Source organism: Streptomyces lushanensis, from assembly GCF_001700515.1.
Taxonomy (GTDB): domain Bacteria; phylum Actinomycetota; class Actinomycetes; order Streptomycetales; family Streptomycetaceae; genus Streptomyces; species Streptomyces lushanensis.
The window spans coordinates 55342-71662 of record NZ_MAUD01000009.1 but is presented as its reverse complement, the minus strand read 5'-3'; the positions used below and the strand labels follow the sequence as shown (position 1 = coordinate 71662).

Genomic DNA, 16321 nt, shown 5'->3' with positions numbered 1-16321 from the left:
GCTGGCGGCTGAACAGCCAGTCGCGCAGACGGAAGTTGACCGTTCCCTCGCCGATACCGCGCTCGGCCAGCCATTCGGTGATCCTCGCCTTGGCCTCGGCCACCCTCAGACCGTCCAGGGAGACGTCCCTACCGGTCGAGTTGACGACGCGCGCGTCGTACGAGTCGAACGCGTCGTCAACTCGACCGGTAGGGACGTCTCCCTGGACGGTCTGAGGGTGGCCGAGGCCAAGGCGAGGATCACCGAATGGCTGGCCGAGCGCGGTATCGGCGAGGGAACGGTCAACTTCCGTCTGCGCGACTGGCTGTTCAGCCGCCAGCGCTACTGGGGCGAGCCCTTCCCCATCGTCTACGACGAGGACGGCACTGCGCACTCGCTGCCCGAGTCGATGCTGCCGCTGGAACTGCCCGAGGTCGACGACTACTCGCCACGGACGTTCGACCCGGACGACGCGGACACCCAGCCCGAGACACCGCTGTCGCGGAACGCGCAGTGGGTCCACGTCGAACTGGACCTGGGCCGGGGCGAGGGCGTCAAGCGCTACCGCCGCGAGACCAACACGATGCCGAACTGGGCCGGTTCGTGCTGGTACGAGCTGCGCTATCTGGATCCGCACAACAGCGAGAAGCTGGTCGACCCGGCCATCGAGCGGTACTGGATGGGCCCTCGTGAGGGACAGCCGCACGGCGGTGTCGATCTGTACGTGGGGGGCGCGGAGCACGCCGTACTGCACCTGCTGTACGCGCGCTTCTGGTCCAAGGTGCTGTACGACCTGGGGCACATCTCCTCGGTCGAGCCGTTCCACAAGCTGTACAACCAGGGCATGATCCAGGCCTTCGTGTACCGGGACGGCCGCAGGATCGCGGTGCCCGCCGCCGAGGTCGAGGAGCGGGACGGCGAATACCGGTACCAGGGCGAGAAGGTCAGCCGTGTCCTGGGCAAGATGGGCAAGTCCCTGAAGAACGCGGTCACTCCGGACGAGATCTTCGCCGAGTTCGGCGCGGACACACTGCGGCTGTACGAGATGGCGATGGGCCCGCTGGATGTGTCGCGGCCGTGGGACACGCGCGCGGTGGTCGGCCAGTACCGGCTGCTGCAACGGCTGTGGCGCAATGTGGTCGACGAGACGACGGGCGAGATCGCCGTCGTGGACACCGAGCCCGACGAGGAGACGCTGCGCGCACTGCACAAGGCGATCGACGGAGTCGGCCAGGACATGACGGCGCTGCGGTTCAACACCGCCATCGCCAAGATCACCGAGCTGAACAACCAGCTCACCAGGACGGGCCGTCCGGTGCCGCGCCCGGTCGCCGAGCGGCTGGTGCTGCTGATCGCGCCGCTGGCGCCGCATGTCGCCGAGGAGCTGTGGCACCGGCTGGGCCACTCCGACTCGGTCGTGTACCAGGACTTCCCGGTCGCGGACCCGGCGTACGTCGTGGACGAGGCCGTGACCTGCGTGGTGCAGATCAAGGGCAAGGTCAAGGCGCGGCTGGAGGTCTCGCCGTCGATCTCGGACGAGGAGCTGGAGGCGCTGGCGCTGGCCGATGAGGCGGTGGTCGCGGCGCTGGGCGGCGCCGGTGTCCGCAAGGTGATCGTGCGGGCGCCCAAGCTGGTGAACATCGTTCCGGCGTAGGGACAGGGCGTGTTCCGGCGTGGGGACAGGGCGTAGGGACAAGCGGCGCAGGGACAAGCAGGGCTTTCCCCTACGGGCAGGTTGGGGGTTCCCCAGGAACCCTCAACCTGTCTGTTCCGTTTACGGTGGAGGGAGCGTAAACGACAACGAAGGGGGCGCCCATGGAGGTCGTCATCGTGATCCTGGCGCTGCTCTTCGTCGCGTTCGTGTCACTCGGGGTGTTCGTGAGTGTCAAGGCCGTCGGCGCGGCCAAGCGCGGCGTCGACCGTACGATCTCGAACGCGCGCCGCACGGTGGAGGACACCACCCTGCGGGCCAGAAGCCTCGGCCAGATAGGTGTGTCCGGGGAGCTGGCCCAGCTCCGGGTGCGGCTGCGCACGTCGATGCGGGCGACGCAGGAAATGCTCCAGGCGGGAGTGGCGGAGGACGCCTCGCTGTCCGAGTCGGTCGCGCTCTTCCAGCGGCTCAGCGCGCACGGGCGTGAGCTGGACGAGGAGCTGCGCCGGCTGGAGCGCGATCCGGACCGGGCGAGAGTGGCCGAACACCTTCAGGAACTGCGCGAGCGTACGGAGCGGATCACCCATTCGGCGGATTCGCTGCGCTGGGCGGCGCGGGACCGGGCGCGGAAGTTCGCGGAGGACGACCTGTCGTCGCTGAGTGCCCAGATCGACGTGGAGTCGGGGGCGCTGCGTCACTGGTCGGAGCCGGCGGCGGAGCCGCGAGGGCAGGCCGAGTGGCCCGGGAGCGCCGAGAGGTCAGAGCAGCACGTGGTGTGGCCGGAGCCCGGGGACGGGTCCGGGCCCGCCGCCGGACCCGGGGCCGAGCCCCGGGCGACGGATGAAGGGCGGGAACCGGGGCAGGGACAGACGCAGGCCATCGAGCCCCCCGGTGTCCGGCAGCGGATCGCCTATCCGTGGCAGAAACGCACCGGACAGACGAGGCCCGAGACCACCAACTGACCGGAATCGGCCGGACCGGGCCGGGGTCCGGGCGGAATCGATCATCGGAACGGGGCCGGGCTGCCGACAGGGGGCGACGACGGGTAACCTCCCGCTCATGTCCCGCCATGTCGCTATCGTCACCGATTCCACGGCCTACCTGCCGCCACAGACGATGCGGCGGCACGGCATCACCGCGGTGCCGCTGACCGTCGTGCTCGGTGACCGCGCGCTGGAGGAGGGCACCGAGATCTCGGCCCGTTCACTGGCCCTGGCGCTCCAGAAGCGGCGCTCCGTGACCACCTCGCGGCCCAGCCCCGAGGTCTTCGCCGCCGCGTACCGTACCGCGGCGGAGGCCGGCGCGACCGGGATCGTCTCCTTGCATCTCTCGGCCGAATTCTCCGGGACCTACGACGCCGCCGTGCTCGCGGCGAAGGGCGCGCCGGTGCCGGTGCGGGTGGTGGACACCGGGATGGTGGCGATGGCACTCGGGTTCTGCGCGCTGGCCGCCGCCGAGGCCGCCGAGGGGAACGGGACGCTGGACGAGGCGGTGGCCGCCGCCGAGAAGCGGGCCGCGGGCACCTCCGCGTACTTCTACGTCGACACGCTGGACTATCTGCGCAGAGGCGGTCGTATCGGCGCCGCACAGGCGCTGTTGGGCTCGGCGCTGGCGGTGAAGCCGCTGTTGCAGTTGGACGGCGGACGTATCGAGTTGCTGGAGAAGGTTCGCACGGCCTCAAGGGCGATCGCGCGGCTGGAGGAGATCGTCGCCGAGCGCGCGGGCACGAGCCGTGTGGACATCGCCGTGCACCATCTCGCTGCGCCGGAGCGGGCCGTGACGCTGGCCGAGCGGCTGCGTGAGCGGGTGCCGGGACTGGTGGATCTGCATGTGAGCGAGGTGGGCGCGGTGATCGGGGCGCACACGGGGCCGGGGCTGCTGGGAGCGGTGATCTCGCCGCGCTGAGCGGGAGACACCGAGCGGCCGAGCGGGAGACACCGAGCGGGAGACACCTGTGAGCGCCCGGGGGCGCCGGGCCACTCGTCGCCGTGGCGGTCCACTCGTACGGGTGACCGAGTTTTCCACAATGGGACCGTTGTCCACGGGAATCCGGGCCTCTGAGCGAGGTCGGGCGGAAGTGCCTACCGTTCTGTGGCATGACTCTTCGAACACGTTCCGTAACCAGTGGGCCCGGTCGTGCCCCGGGCTCCGATGTCCGCGCCCGTCATCCGCGCCACCGGGCGGACGCCCTCTTCGCCGGTCCGCCGGTCGTGGTGGCGGCGGATCCGCCGCCCGTGCTCGTCACGGGAGGTGACGGCGAAGGCGGCCGTACGGAGCTCGGCAGGCGAGAGCGGCTGGGGCTCGCGGTGCGTGAGCGGCTGCCGGTGTGGCTCCAGCTCCGGTGCGGGCTCGAACCGAGGACGCTCGCGGCGCTCGCCGTCGTCCTGGTCGTGGCCGCGCTGCTCGCCGCCCAGCACTTCTGGTCCGGACGGCCGAGGTCCGTCCGGGCACCGGAGACGGTCGGCGCGGCCGGGGCCGTGATCCCGCCGATGGCGTCGGGGGCGTCGGGGGCGTCGGCCTCGGCGGAGAGCGGCCGGGTCGTCGTGGACGTGGGCGGTGAGGTGAGGAGTCCGGGAGTGCTGCGGCTGCCGACCGGATCGCGGGTCGCGGACGCGCTGCGCGCGGCCGGAGGCGTCAAGCCGGGCGCGGACATCACCGGGCTCAACCGGGCGCGTGTGCTGATGGACGGTGAACAGGTGGTGGTGGGCGGTCCGGCCCCACCGGGGGCCGCGGTCGGCGGAGTCGGCGCGGTCGGCGGCCCGGGCGCCGGGAGCGGGATCGGGATCGGTACCGGCTCGGGCGGCGCGGGCGACGGCGCGGGGGGCATGGGGCCGGTGAGTCTCAACTCCGCCACGGTGGAACAGCTCGACACGCTGCCCGGGGTCGGGCCGGTACTGGCGCGGCACATCATCGACTACCGCCTCCAGCACGGAGGATTCCGGTCCGTCGAGGAACTCCGCGAGGTCAACGGGATCGGCGCGCGCAGGTTCGCGGACCTTCAGCCGCGTGTACGGCCATGACGCGCCGCGCGGTTGATCCGACGGCCGGTCACGGCACCGGCGATCGCGCGGGCTCGGCGGGGCCGCGCCAGGAGGGCCCGGCCGATCTGCGCCTGGTTCCGCTCGCGGTGGCGGCCTGGGCCGCGGCGGCTCTGGCGGTGGGCGCTTCCTGGCGGTGGACCGCCGCCGGCGTGCTGGTGTGTCTGTCGGCGGCGGGGCTGCTGCTGGTGAGGTCGAGGTTGTGGTCCAGGTCCAGGTCCAGGTCCCGGTCCCGGTCCGGGTCCGGGTCCTCCCGGTCCGGTGCCGGACAGGGACGGCGGCCGGGCGGTGTCGCTGTCGCGGGCGCGCTGCTGTGCGCGGCGGCGGGCGCGGTGTCCGCCGGGCTGCACACCGCGGGTCCGGACCGGGGGCCTGTGCCGGGCCTGGCCGAGAGATATGCTCGGGTCACCGCGGAGTTGACGGTCACCTCCGATCCCCGGCCCACACGCCCGAGGGTTCTCGGGGACCGGATGCCCCGCGCCGGGTTCGTGCTGGACGCGGATCTCACCCGGCTGACGGGACCCGACGGCCGGATCGCCGCGGGCAGGACACCCGTTCTGGTGCTCTCCGGACCCGGCGAACACGCGGGCCGATGGCAGCGGCTGCTGCCCTCCACCCGGCTGCGGCTGACCGGGCGGCTCTCGCCGCCGCTGCACACGGACGATCGCCACGCGGCGGTCCTGCGGGTGGAGGGGAAGGGACCGCCACAGCTGATCGGGCAGCCGACGCGTGTCCAGCGCACGGCCGGTGACCTGCGTGCGGGACTGCGCGAGGCGACCGAAGGGCTCGCCGCCGACGCGCGCGCCCTGCTCCCCGGGCTGGTCGTCGGCGACACCTCACGGGTGTCTCCCGAACTGCACGACGCGTTCAAGGCGACCGATCTCACGCATCTGCTCTCCGTCTCCGGAAGCAATCTGACGGTGGTGCTCGCACTGCTGATCGGGCCACCCGGGCTGGCCGTAAGAGCCGAGCGGCGGGGGCTCGCGCCACGGCTGAGGATCTCGCTGCGGTGGACCGCGCTCCTCGGCGGCGTGCTCACGCTCGGCTTCGTGATCGTCTGCCGTCCGGAGCCCAGTGTGCTGAGGGCCGCGGCCTGTGGGCTGATCACTCTTCTCGCCATCGGCACGGGCCGCCGCAGGACGCTGATTCCCGCGCTGGCCGCGGCCGTTCTGCTGCTGGTGCTCCACGACCCGTGGCTGGCGCGCAGTTATGGCTTTCTCCTCTCCGTACTGGCCACCGGCGCGCTGCTCACCGTCGCGCCGCGGTGGAGCGACGCGCTGCGGCGGCGCGGGGTGCCGGCCCGGCTGGCGGAGGCGCTGGCCGCGGCGGGTGCGGCGCAGGCCGTGTGCGCGCCGGTGGTGGCGGTGTTCGCGGCCAGGGTCAGCCTGGTGGCGATCCCCTGCAATCTCCTCGCCGAGGCGGCGGTGGCTCCGGCGACGGTGCTCGGCTTCGCCGCCCTGGCCCTGGCGCCGCTCGCGATGCCCGTGGCGGAGGCGCTGGCCCGGTGCGCCGGCTGGCCCGCGGGCTGGATCGCGTCCGTCGCCCGGGGCGGTGCGGCGCTGCCCGGTGCGGGCATCCCGTGGCCGGGCGGCTGGTGGGGCGCGCTGCTGCTCGTCGCGCTGACGGTCGTGGTCCTGTTCGCCGTACGACGGATCCCGCGCCACCCGTGGACGGCCGCCGTGTGCGCCGTGCTCCTGCTGCTCTCCGTCGTACGACCGCCGTCGGTCACCCGGCTCGTCACCGGCTGGCCGCCGCCGGGCTGGACGTTCGCGATGTGTGACGTCGGGCAGGGCGACACCGTCGTGCTGGCGGCGGGCCAGGGCACGGCCGTGGTCGTGGACACCGGCCCCGACCCCGGGCCGCCCGACCGCTGTCTGCGGGAACTCGGCGTCACACGCGTTCCGCTGCTGCTGCTCACCCACTTCCACGCCGACCATGTCGGCGGGCTGGCCGGTGTCCTGCGGGACAGGGCGGTCGGCGTGATCCAGACCACGCTCTCGGAGGAGCCGCCGGAGCAGGCCGCGTTCGTGCGGAGAACGGCCGCCGGGGCAGGGGTGCCGGTGGTCCGTGCCCGGCCGGGGGAGCAGCGGCGGATCGGGCCGCTCACCTGGCGGGTGCTGTGGCCGAGCGCGCGGTCCGCCCTGAGCGCCGACGAGCCGAACGACTCCAGCGTCACCCTGTTCGTACGGATGGCCCATGGTCCCGCGCTGCTGCTTCTCGGCGATCTCGAACCGCCTGCCCAGCAGGGGCTGTTGAGCGAATACCCGGCGCTGCCTCCGGTGGATGTGCTCAAAGTGGCCCACCACGGCTCGCCGTTCCAGGATCCGGGGCTGCTCCGCGCGGTCCGGCCCCGGCTCGCCCTGATCTCCGCCGGGCGGGACAACCCGTACGGCCATCCCGCGCCTCGTACGGTGGAGGCACTGCGCGCCGGGGGAGCGGCGGTGCTGCGTACCGACACGGATGGTTCGATCGCGGTGGTCGGTGCGGGGGCCGGGCTGAGAGCGGTGCCCCGGGAAGGCCGGAGCGGTCCCGTGAGCGCTCGGGCGGAAGTCCTACGGCAAGTGGCGCATGGTTCGCGGGTGGGCGCCGCATCACACTGGGATCATGGACATCTCGCGGCTCACCGATGCCTATCTGCACCGGATCGGTGCCACTCGCCCACGGCACGCCGACGCCGCCGCGCTGCGCGAGCTGCACGTACGGCACCTTCTGTCCGTGCCGTTCGAGAATCTCTCGATCCATCTCTCCGAGGAGATCGTCCTCGAAGAGGAAGCGCTCGTGAGGAAGGTGGTGGAGAGACGCCGGGGCGGCTTCTGCTACGAACTCAACGGTGCTTTCTCCGTGTTGCTGCGCGCTCTCGGCTTCCCGGTCGTCCTCCTCCAGGCCAGGGTTCTGGGCCCGGAAGGGACGGTGGGCATTCCCTACGACCACCTCGCGCTCCTGGTCGAGACCGTCGAGACCGTCGAAGGCGCAGAGGCCGGTGGCGAGCCGGGCGAGGAGGCGCGCACCGTTCGGCGTTGGCTCACCGATGTCGGCTTCGGCGACCACAGCCTGTACCCCCTCGATCTGGACGAGCGCGGCGATCAGAAGGATCCGGCCGGGACGTTCCGTATCGCCGAGACGGCCGAGGGCGACCTGGAGGTTCTGCGCGACGGCACGGCGCGGTACCGCGTCGAGACGCGCCCTCGTGTGCTCGCCGACTTCCGGGCCGGGGCCTGGTATCACCGTACGTCACCGGACTCGCACTTCAGCGGCTCGCTCGTGTGCTCGCGGCGGACCGAGGAGGGCCGTGTCACGCTCAGCGGCGACCGGCTCGTCACCACCGCGCACGGCGAGCGCCAGGAGCGGCCGCTGGAGGGGGAGAAGGAGATCCTGACCGCCTACCGTGACCACTTCGGGCTGCGATTCGACCGGGTCCCGGAGCTCCGGCAACCTCCTGTCGGTGGCGTGTAGTAGCCGAGTTCGCTACCTGTCCGTACGTTTGCCTCGAACGGCGCATGGGTGGTCGAATGCCTACTCGTCAAGGGTCGCCGCCCAGCCAAGGATGTCCGGCCGCGCGCGGCCCCGCAGAGCCCGATCGCACAGGGGTACGTACACACCATGATCACGCGCCTTATCGGCCGACGGACGGCCACTCAGCAGAGAAACCACGCACTCTCCGGGCTGTCGGTGCCACCCGGTGCCGGTCTGCTGAGCTGCCGTGTCCTCGACCCGGTCAACGAGCCCGTGGCACGCGGCGAGTTCACGGTGAGTGACAGCAACGGACGTAAGGTCGTGAGCGGCGAGACCGATCCCTTCGGCACGATCGTGGCGATGGTCCCCTTCGGGGAGTACCGGCTGGCGATCTCGGCCGCGAGCTTCACCCCGTACCGGAGCAACGTGTATGTCACCGACGGAGGGGACTCCGGTGGCCTCGGGGACATCACGCTCCAGATAGCCCCTTCGCTGCCGCTGCCCACGCCCGGGGAATGGGAGATCGAACCGGCTCACTCCCGGATCGGTTTCGTCGCCCGGCACATCGGACTCGCGCGTGTGCACGGCCGGTTCGACAACTTCGCCGGCGCGATCAGGATCGGCGACACCATGGACCAGTCCGCGATGCATGTCGTCATCGGCGCCGCGTCGATCGACACCAGCGTCCAGATGCGCGACGACCATCTGCGCTCCGCCGACTTCCTCGATGTGGCCAACTACCCGACGCTGGAGTTCTACAGCGACCGCATCGCGCACCGGGGCGGCAACAACTGGGCGATCACCGGCGCGCTCACGCTCCACGGCGTCACCCGTACGATCACGCTCGACACCCAGTACCTCGGTATCGGCAACGGCATGGAGGGCGAGACCCGTGCGGCCGTCCGCGCCACCACCGAGCTGCACCGCGAGGACTACACCGTCAACTGGCAGTCCATGCTCGCGCGTGGCATCGCGGTCGTCGGCTCCAGCATCAAGATCGAGATGGATATCCAGATCGTCCCCAAGAGCTGAGCGCATCCGCTCCGGCGGCCGAGTACCCGTCCCCGGGCGGCCGGGACCGGCTGGGAGAATACGGCCGTGAGCGATGTGAGACATGTGCTGGTGCTGCCCGACCGCGACGCCGCCGAGGAGGTGGCGGAGGCGCTGGGCGAGCGGTTCGGCGTAACCGAGGAACCGCAGTTGGTACGGGACGCCCTGGCCGGCGAGGACGACGCCGAGGACGCCCAGTGGCTGGTGGTCGTGGAGGACCCGGAGGCGCGGGTGGACGGCGCGGCGCTGGACGCGTTCGTGGCGGACTGGGACGGCTGGCGGGAAGAGGCGGACTGACCGGCGTCCACGGACGCGTGCGGCGACACACCCGCTGACACACCCGCTGACGGATCCGCCGATGGACCTGTGACCCACCCGCCGACGGACCTGTGACGGATCCGCCGACCGGTGTGCCGGCGCCGAGCGGGCGTCGTCGGCTGTCGGTGGTGCGTGCGATGCTGGACCGCGATGGCCACCAGAAAGTCTTCCCCCGACGACCTCCTCGCCCCGCTCACCCTGGCCGTGGGCCAGGAGGACCTGCTGCTCGACCGCGCCGTGCAGCAGGTGGTGGCGGCGGCCCGCGCCGTCGACGCCGACACGGACGTCCGCGACCTCACCTCCGACCAGCTCCAGCCCGGCACTCTCGCCGAGCTGACCAGCCCTTCGCTCTTCGCCGAGCGCAAGGTCGTGGTCGTACGGAACGCGCACGATCTCTCCGCCGACACGATCAAGGACGTCAAGTCCTATCTCGACGCTCCCGCCGAGGAGATCACACTCGTCCTGCTGCACGCGGGAGGTGCCAAGGGCAAGGCGCTGCTGGACGCCGCGCGCAAGGCGGGCGCCCGGGAGGTCGCCTGTCCCAAGACGACCAAGCCCGCCGAGCGGCTCACCTTCGTCCGTTCCGAGTTCCGCGCGCTGGGCCGCTCGGCCACCCCGGAGGCATGCCAGGCGCTGGTCGACTCGATCGGCAGTGATCTGCGCGAGCTGGCGAGCGCCGTCTCCCAGCTCGCCGCCGATGTCGAGGGCACGATCGACGAGGCGGTCGTCGGCCGTTACTACACGGGCCGCGCCGAGGCCTCCAGCTTCACCGTCGCCGACCGCGCGGTGGAGGGAAGGGCGGCCGATGCCCTCGAAGCGCTGCGCTGGTCGCTGTCGACGGGAGTGGCTCCCGTCCTGATCACCAGCGCCCTCTCCCAGGGAGTACGGGCGATCGGCAAGCTGTCGTCCGCGCGCGGCGGCAGGCCCGCGGATCTCGCCCGCGAGCTGGGAATGCCGCCGTGGAAGATCGACCGGGTGCGTCAGCAGATGCGCGGCTGGACTCCGGACGCAGTGGCGACGGCGCTGCGGGCCGTCGCCGAGGCCGACGCGGGCGTCAAGGGCGGCGGTGACGATCCGGAGTACGCGCTGGAGAAGGCGGTTGTCGCGATCGCCCGCGCCGCGCGCTCCGGCCGGGCCGGCTGACGGCCGCTGGCCGCACGGCCGCCGGCCGGCGGCCCGGTCGGCGGGGCCCCGCCCGCCGGGGACATCGGCGGAGCCGAAGAGCCGCGCCCCGCACCCCGCGGAGCCGACGGAACGCGCGGCGCCGAAGAGCCCCGCGGACATGACGAAGGCCCCGGCGCCGTCCTGGGGAAGGACGGCGCCGGGGCCTCGACGTCAATCGGTGCGGTGAACTCGCACCCGCGTGGCGAACGCAGTCGCGTGCGAGTTTGGGAGTGCCGGTCAGGAGCGGTAGAGAGGGCCCGCTGGGTCCCTTCCGGCGGTCAGGCGGTCAAGAGACCGGTTCAAGGCTGTCGAACCACGTGACCAGATGACCGATGAGCGGCTCAGCCCTGGAGGGAAGCGACCTTGGAGGCCAGCGCCGACTTCTTGTTGGCGGCGGCGTTCTTGTGGATGACGCCCTTCGAGACAGCCTTGTCGAGCTTGCGGGAGGCCTCACGAGCGGCCACGGAGGCCTTCTCGACGTCGCCCGCGGCAGCGGCCTCACGGGCCTTGCGGATCGCGGTCTTGAGCGACGACTTGACAGCCTTGTTGCGCAGGCGTGCCTTCTCGTTGGTCTTGTTCCGCTTGATCTGGGACTTGATGTTCGCCACGTTTAATACAGCCTTTTCAGCTTTGATGAATCACTAACTGAACCCGTCCCGCGCCGAGACGGCACGAGACACAGCTCACCACGCTACCAGCCACCCTCCGACCCGCCCAAACCGGGCGCAGTCCCGCACCCATGGGACGATGGAGGCTACGTATCGATCCGAGTCGACCCGAGACGAGACGCCGCGCGTCTCAAGAATCAGGACCCTGCGTGCCCGCGACCCCTACCCACGTGCCAGAGCCGAGTCGTACGGACCCGGCGCTGCTCCGCAACTTCTGCATCATCGCGCACATCGACCACGGCAAGTCGACGCTCGCCGACCGGATGCTCCAGTTGACCGGAGTCGTCGATTCGCGGCAGATGCGCGCCCAGTACCTCGACCGCATGGACATCGAGCGCGAGCGCGGTATCACGATCAAGTCCCAGGCGGTCCGGCTGCCCTGGGCTCCCCGTACGGGTGAGGACCAGGGCAAGACCCATATCCTCAACATGATCGACACGCCGGGCCATGTGGACTTCACCTATGAGGTGTCCCGTTCCCTCGCGGCCTGCGAGGGCACGATCCTCCTGGTGGACGCCGCTCAGGGCATCGAGGCGCAGACCCTCGCCAACCTCTATCTGGCGATGGAGAACGACCTCACCATCGTCCCGGTGCTGAACAAGATCGACCTGCCGGCCGCCCAGCCGGAGAAGTTCTCCGAGGAACTGGCCAATCTGATCGGCTGCCGGCCCGAGGACGTCCTCAGGGTGTCGGCGAAGACGGGCGTCGGCGTGGACGTCCTGCTCGACCGGGTCGTGGCGGACGTCCCGGCGCCGGTCGGTGTCGCGGACGCGCCTGCCCGCGCGATGATCTTCGACTCCGTCTATGACTCCTACCGCGGAGTCGTGACCTATGTACGAGTCATCGACGGCCAGCTCAACAAGCGCGAGCGGATCCGGATGATGTCCACCGGCGCCACGCACGAGCTCCTGGAGATCGGTACGAACTCGCCGGAGATGCTTCCGGCGGACGGTCTCGGCGTCGGCGAGGTCGGCTATCTGATCACGGGTGTGAAGGACGTGCGCCAGTCCAAGGTCGGTGACACGATCACCACCCTGAACAAAGGCGCGACCGAGGCGCTGGGCGGCTACAAGGACCCCAAGCCGATGGTGTTCTCCGGCCTCTATCCGCTGGACGGCTCGGACTACCCCGAGCTGCGCGACGCCCTCGACAAGCTCCAGCTCAACGACGCGGCGCTGGTCTACGAGCCGGAGACCTCCGCGGCCCTCGGTTTCGGCTTCCGCGTCGGCTTCCTCGGACTGCTGCATCTCGATGTGATCCGTGAGCGGCTGGAGCGCGAGTTCGGCCTCGACCTGATCGCCACCGCTCCCAATGTCGTCTACCGCGTGCTGATGGAGGACGGCAAGGAGCACATCGTCACCAATCCGAGCGAATTCCCCGAGGGAAAGATCGACTCGGTGCACGAGCCGGTCGTACGGGCCACGATCCTCGCCCCGAGCGAGTTCATCGGCTCGATCATGGAGCTCTGCCAGACCCGGCGCGGCACGCTGCTCGGTATGGACTATCTCTCCGAGGACCGCGTCGAGATCCGCTACACGCTGCCGCTCGCCGAGATCGTCTTCGACTTCTTCGACCAGCTCAAGTCGAAGACCCGGGGCTATGCCTCACTCGACTACGAGCCCACCGGCGAGCAGACGGCCCAGCTCGTCAAGGTCGACATCCTCCTGCACGGCGACAAGGTCGACGCCTTCTCGGCCATCACCCACCGGGACCAGGCCTACGCCTACGGCGTCCGGCTGGTCGCCAAGCTGCGCGAGCTGATCCCGCGTCAGGCCTTCGAGGTGCCCATCCAGGCGGCCATCGGCTCCCGGGTGATCGCCCGCGAGACGATCCGCGCCATCCGCAAGGACGTCCTCGCCAAGTGCTACGGCGGTGACATCTCCCGTAAGCGGAAGCTGCTGGAGAAGCAGAAGGAGGGCAAGAAGCGGATGAAGATGGTCGGCAGCGTGGAGGTGCCGCAGGAGGCCTTCATCGCGGTGCTGTCCAGTGACGAGTCCGGCGGAGGCAAGGGGAAGAAGTAGTCCGCCCGTCCCCCGTGGACCGGTGGCGCCGCGCCCGGACGGGTGGCGCCGCGCGACGGGCGTACGGGTGTACGGGGCGCGCTCGGGCGGGTTCCTTTTGAAGCGGCGCCCCACTGCCCCTTACGTACCGGCGGGGCGGCCTCTAGTCTGATCACTGATCCCGTAGTTACTCACCAGTTAGTTACTCGTCGGTCGCACCCTGGTCAACCATCACACCCAGTCACCGTCACACCAGTCGGTCGGATCAGTCACGCAGCGCTGCGCGCGGGCCCGGAGGATGTCGTGAGCGACACACAGAACTTGATCGAGAACCGGCCGCCGTCCGTGGCGGCCCTCTTCATTGAGCGCGTGACGGCCACGCCGGACGCGGAGGCCTACCGCCATCCCGTCCCCCGTACCACGGGCCGCGGCCCCGACGAGTGGCGCTCGCTGAGCTGGGCACAGGCGGCGGAACGGGTGTACGCGATCGCCGCCGGCCTCATCGCGCTGGGCGTGCGGCCGGAGGAGCGGATCGCGCTCGCCTCCGCCACCCGTGTCGAGTGGATCCTCGCCGACCTCGGCGTGATGTGCGCGGGCGCCGCGACCACCACGATCTACCCGTCGACCAACGCCGAGGAGTCCGCGTACATCCTCGCCGACTCCGAGAGCCGCGTCCTGATCGCGGAGGACGCCGAGCAGCTCGCCAAGGCCCGCGAGCGGCGTGCCGAGCTGCCCCGGCTCGCCCATGTGGTCGTGATCGAGGCGGCCGACGCGCTGCCCGCCGAGGGCGACCCGGACGGCTGGGTGCTCTCCCTGGCCGATCTGGAGGCGCGGGGCACGGAGCATCTGCTCACGAGCCCGGAGGCGGTGAAGGAACGGGTCGGCGCCATCACCTCCACCCAGCTCGCCACCCTGATCTACACCTCGGGCACCACCGGCCGGCCCAAGGGTGTGCGGCTGGCGCACGACAGTTGGTCGTACATGGCCAAGGCCACCGCGGGCACCGGACTGATCACCAAGGACGATGTGCAGTATCTGTGGCTGCCGCTCGCCCATGTCTTCGGCAAGGTGCTGACCTCGGGGCAGATCGAGGTCGGGCATGTCACCGCGGTGGACGGACGGGTCGACAAGATCATCGAGAATCTGCCGGTGGTCCGGCCCACCTATATGGCGGCCGTGCCGCGGATCTTCGAGAAGGTCTACAACGGTGTCGCGGCCAAGGCGCGCGCCGGCGGTCCCGCCAAGTACAGGATCTTCCAGTGGGCGGCCGGGGTCGCCCGGGAGTACGCCAGGGTCTCCCAGGACAACTTCCGCCGTACGGGCAGGGCGTCCGTGCCGTTCGCCCTCGGCGCCAAGCACAGGGCCGCCGACGCGCTCGTCTACGCCAAGCTGCGCGAGGCGTTCGGCGGGCGGCTGCGGGCCGCGGTCTCCGGCTCGGCGGCGCTCGCGCCCGACATCGGCTATTTCTTCTCCGGCGCCGGGATCCACATCCTGGAGGGATACGGACTGACGGAGTCCAGCGCCGCCAGCTTCGTCAATCCGGGCGAGGCGTACCGTACGGGCACGGTCGGCAAGCCCCTGCCCGGTACGGAGGTACGGATCGCCGACGACGGCGAGATCCTGCTGCGCGGCCCGGGGATCATGGCCGGGTACCACGGGCTGCCCGAGAAGACCGCGGAAGTGCTGGAGCCGGACGGCTGGTTCCACACCGGCGACATCGGCGAGCTGTCCCCGGACGGCTATCTGCGGATCACCGACCGCAAGAAGGACCTGATCAAGACGTCGGGCGGCAAGTACATCGCGCCGGCCGAGATCGAGGGCCGGTTCAAGGCGGTGTGCCCGTTCGTCTCCAACATCCTGGTGCACGGCGCGGACCGCAACTTCTGTACGGCGCTGATCGCGCTCGACGAGCCGACGATCCTCGGCTGGGCGGCCGAGCACGGGCTGGGCGGCAGGCCGTACGCCGAGGTGGTCGCCTCCGCACAGGTCCAGCAGCTCGTCGACGGCTATGTGAGGCGCCTCAACGCGGGGCTCCAGCGCTGGCAGAGCATCAAGAGGTTCCGGCTGCTGCCGCGGGATCTGGACATCGAGCACGGTGAGCTGACACCGAGCCTCAAGCTCAAGAGGCCGGTGGTGGAGCGGGAGTACAGGAATCTGATCGAGGAGATGTACGAGGGGTCCCGGGAGGCCTGAGCGGGCACCGCCCGGCGCGCGGGCCCCGGGCCGGATGGCACGGGGCGTGAGCGGCGCCCGGGCGACGCCCTACCGGGCCCGCTCGCGGCGCAGTTCGCCCAGGGTGTCGCCTATGCGCGTGAGCTGCTGCCCCAGCGCCGCCAGATCGTGCGGCGCGCGGCGCCGTAACTCCTCCTCGATCGACGACAGCCGGCCCGCGATCTCCCCGAGATGCTCCTGCTCACGCGCCAGCATCCGCTCCAACTGCTCGTTCTTCCGGTGCAGATCGAGGAAGACACCGACCTTGGCCCGCAGCACCCACGGGTCGAACGGCTTGGTCAGGAAGTCCGCCGCGCCCGTTGCGTACCCGCGGAACGCGTAACCGCTGTCGGACTCCGGTCCGTTCAGAAAGATGATGGGGACGTCCTTGGCGTGGTCGAGCCGCTTGATCCGGGAAGCCGTCTCGAAACCGTCCATGCCGGGCATACGGACGTCCAGCAGGACCAGCGCGAACGGCTGCCGCAGCAGTTCCTCCATCGCCTCCTCGCCCGAACGGGCCCGTACGAGTGTCACGTCCAGGGAGCCGAGGACCGCTTCCAGCGCGTCGAGGTTGTCCTCCATGTCGTCCACGAGAAGGATGGTCGCGCGTTCCACGGTGGCTGTTGACCTGCTCATCCGGCTCTCCTTGTCGGCCCTCGGCCCTCGGCCCTCGGCTGTCGGCCAGCGGGGCAAGACTGCTCCGTCCGGCGCGGTTTCGCACGTCGTTACCCGGGGTTTGGCCGCCGCGTTGTCAACCCGTGTCCTCAGCCATACCGTCCGTCCCCGAGG

12 protein-coding genes and 1 pseudogene are annotated in these 16321 nt (G+C 70.8%); 11 read left to right on the top strand and 2 right to left on the bottom strand.

The features are described 5' to 3' along the window. The 9 genes and pseudogenes from BFF77_RS00590 to holA all read left to right on the top strand — a co-directional run. Positions 1–1633: class I tRNA ligase family protein (locus BFF77_RS00590; RefSeq protein WP_141698321.1), on the top strand; the 1633-nt coding region annotated here is incomplete at its 5' end. 161 nt (positions 1634–1794) lie between these two features. Next, positions 1795–2592 (top strand): hypothetical protein, encoded by a 798-nt coding sequence (locus BFF77_RS00585; protein WP_066942608.1) that lies wholly within the window; start codon positions 1795–1797, stop codon positions 2590–2592. 97 nt (positions 2593–2689) lie between these two features. After that, the gene (locus BFF77_RS00580) at positions 2690–3535 is read left to right on the top strand and encodes a DegV family protein (protein WP_066942606.1); all 846 of its coding nucleotides are present in this window, start codon (positions 2690–2692) and stop codon (positions 3533–3535) included. 191 nt (positions 3536–3726) lie between these two features. Beyond that, a complete protein-coding gene (locus BFF77_RS00575) occupies positions 3727–4650 on the top strand; it encodes a ComEA family DNA-binding protein (RefSeq protein ID WP_079124689.1) in 924 nt (307 codons plus the stop codon). Beyond that, a pseudogene (locus BFF77_RS32665) lies at positions 4647–7184 on the top strand (ComEC/Rec2 family competence protein); the annotation flags it as partial. The gene BFF77_RS00575 and the pseudogene BFF77_RS32665, both read left to right, overlap by 4 nt. 88 nt (positions 7185–7272) lie before the next feature. Continuing rightward, a complete protein-coding gene (locus BFF77_RS36445) occupies positions 7273–8121 on the top strand; it encodes an arylamine N-acetyltransferase family protein (protein ID WP_066942602.1) in 849 nt (282 codons plus the stop codon). A gap of 147 nt (positions 8122–8268) precedes the next feature. Continuing rightward, on the top strand, positions 8269–9153 hold the full coding sequence (locus BFF77_RS00555; protein WP_066942600.1) for a YceI family protein: 885 nt from the start codon (positions 8269–8271) through the stop codon (positions 9151–9153). 66 nt (positions 9154–9219) lie between these two features. After that, on the top strand, positions 9220–9468 hold the full coding sequence (locus BFF77_RS00550; RefSeq protein WP_066942598.1) for a hypothetical protein: 249 nt from the start codon (positions 9220–9222) through the stop codon (positions 9466–9468). A 171-nt stretch (positions 9469–9639) separates the two neighbouring features. After that, positions 9640–10632, top strand: a complete 993-nt coding sequence (gene holA, locus BFF77_RS00545) for a DNA polymerase III subunit delta (RefSeq protein WP_066942596.1) — start codon at positions 9640–9642, stop codon at positions 10630–10632. A 362-nt stretch (positions 10633–10994) separates the two neighbouring features. Here the strand turns inward: holA and rpsT are convergent, their stop codons facing one another. Next, positions 10995–11261, bottom strand: coding sequence for a 30S ribosomal protein S20 (rpsT, locus tag BFF77_RS00540; RefSeq protein WP_066942594.1), 267 nt, complete (start codon positions 11259–11261; stop codon positions 10995–10997). A gap of 209 nt (positions 11262–11470) precedes the next feature. On the opposite strand from rpsT, the gene lepA reads away from it, so the two are divergent. Together lepA and BFF77_RS00530 are read left to right on the top strand one after the other, a co-directional pair. Beyond that, complete coding sequence (gene lepA, locus BFF77_RS00535; RefSeq protein ID WP_066942589.1) at positions 11471–13342, top strand: translation elongation factor 4; 1872 nt, start codon at positions 11471–11473, stop codon at positions 13340–13342. A 282-nt stretch (positions 13343–13624) separates the two neighbouring features. Further along, positions 13625–15514 (top strand): AMP-dependent synthetase/ligase, encoded by a 1890-nt coding sequence (locus tag BFF77_RS00530; RefSeq protein ID WP_066942588.1) that lies wholly within the window; start codon positions 13625–13627, stop codon positions 15512–15514. 69 nt (positions 15515–15583) lie between these two features. Here BFF77_RS00530 and BFF77_RS00525 read toward each other — a convergent pair whose 3' ends face one another. After that, complete coding sequence (locus BFF77_RS00525; RefSeq protein WP_066942587.1) at positions 15584–16168, bottom strand: response regulator; 585 nt, start codon at positions 16166–16168, stop codon at positions 15584–15586. Between the last annotated feature and the right edge of the window lie 153 nt (positions 16169–16321).

What these genes read in the sequence shown, in the direction of transcription:
- BFF77_RS00585 (WP_066942608.1), top strand. Translation starts at nt 1,795, where the DNA reads ATGGAGGTCGTCATCGTGATCCTGGCGCTGCTCTTCGTCGCGTTCGTG.
- BFF77_RS00580 (WP_066942606.1), top strand. Translation starts at nt 2,690, where the DNA reads ATGTCCCGCCATGTCGCTATCGTCACCGATTCCACGGCCTACCTGCCG.
- BFF77_RS00575 (WP_079124689.1), top strand. Translation starts at nt 3,727, where the DNA reads ATGACTCTTCGAACACGTTCCGTAACCAGTGGGCCCGGTCGTGCCCCG.
- BFF77_RS36445 (WP_066942602.1), top strand. Translation starts at nt 7,273, where the DNA reads ATGGACATCTCGCGGCTCACCGATGCCTATCTGCACCGGATCGGTGCC.
- BFF77_RS00555 (WP_066942600.1), top strand. Translation starts at nt 8,269, where the DNA reads ATGATCACGCGCCTTATCGGCCGACGGACGGCCACTCAGCAGAGAAAC.
- holA (WP_066942596.1), top strand. Translation starts at nt 9,640, where the DNA reads ATGGCCACCAGAAAGTCTTCCCCCGACGACCTCCTCGCCCCGCTCACC.
- BFF77_RS00525 (WP_066942587.1), bottom strand. Translation starts at nt 16,168, where the DNA reads ATGAGCAGGTCAACAGCCACCGTGGAACGCGCGACCATCCTTCTCGTG.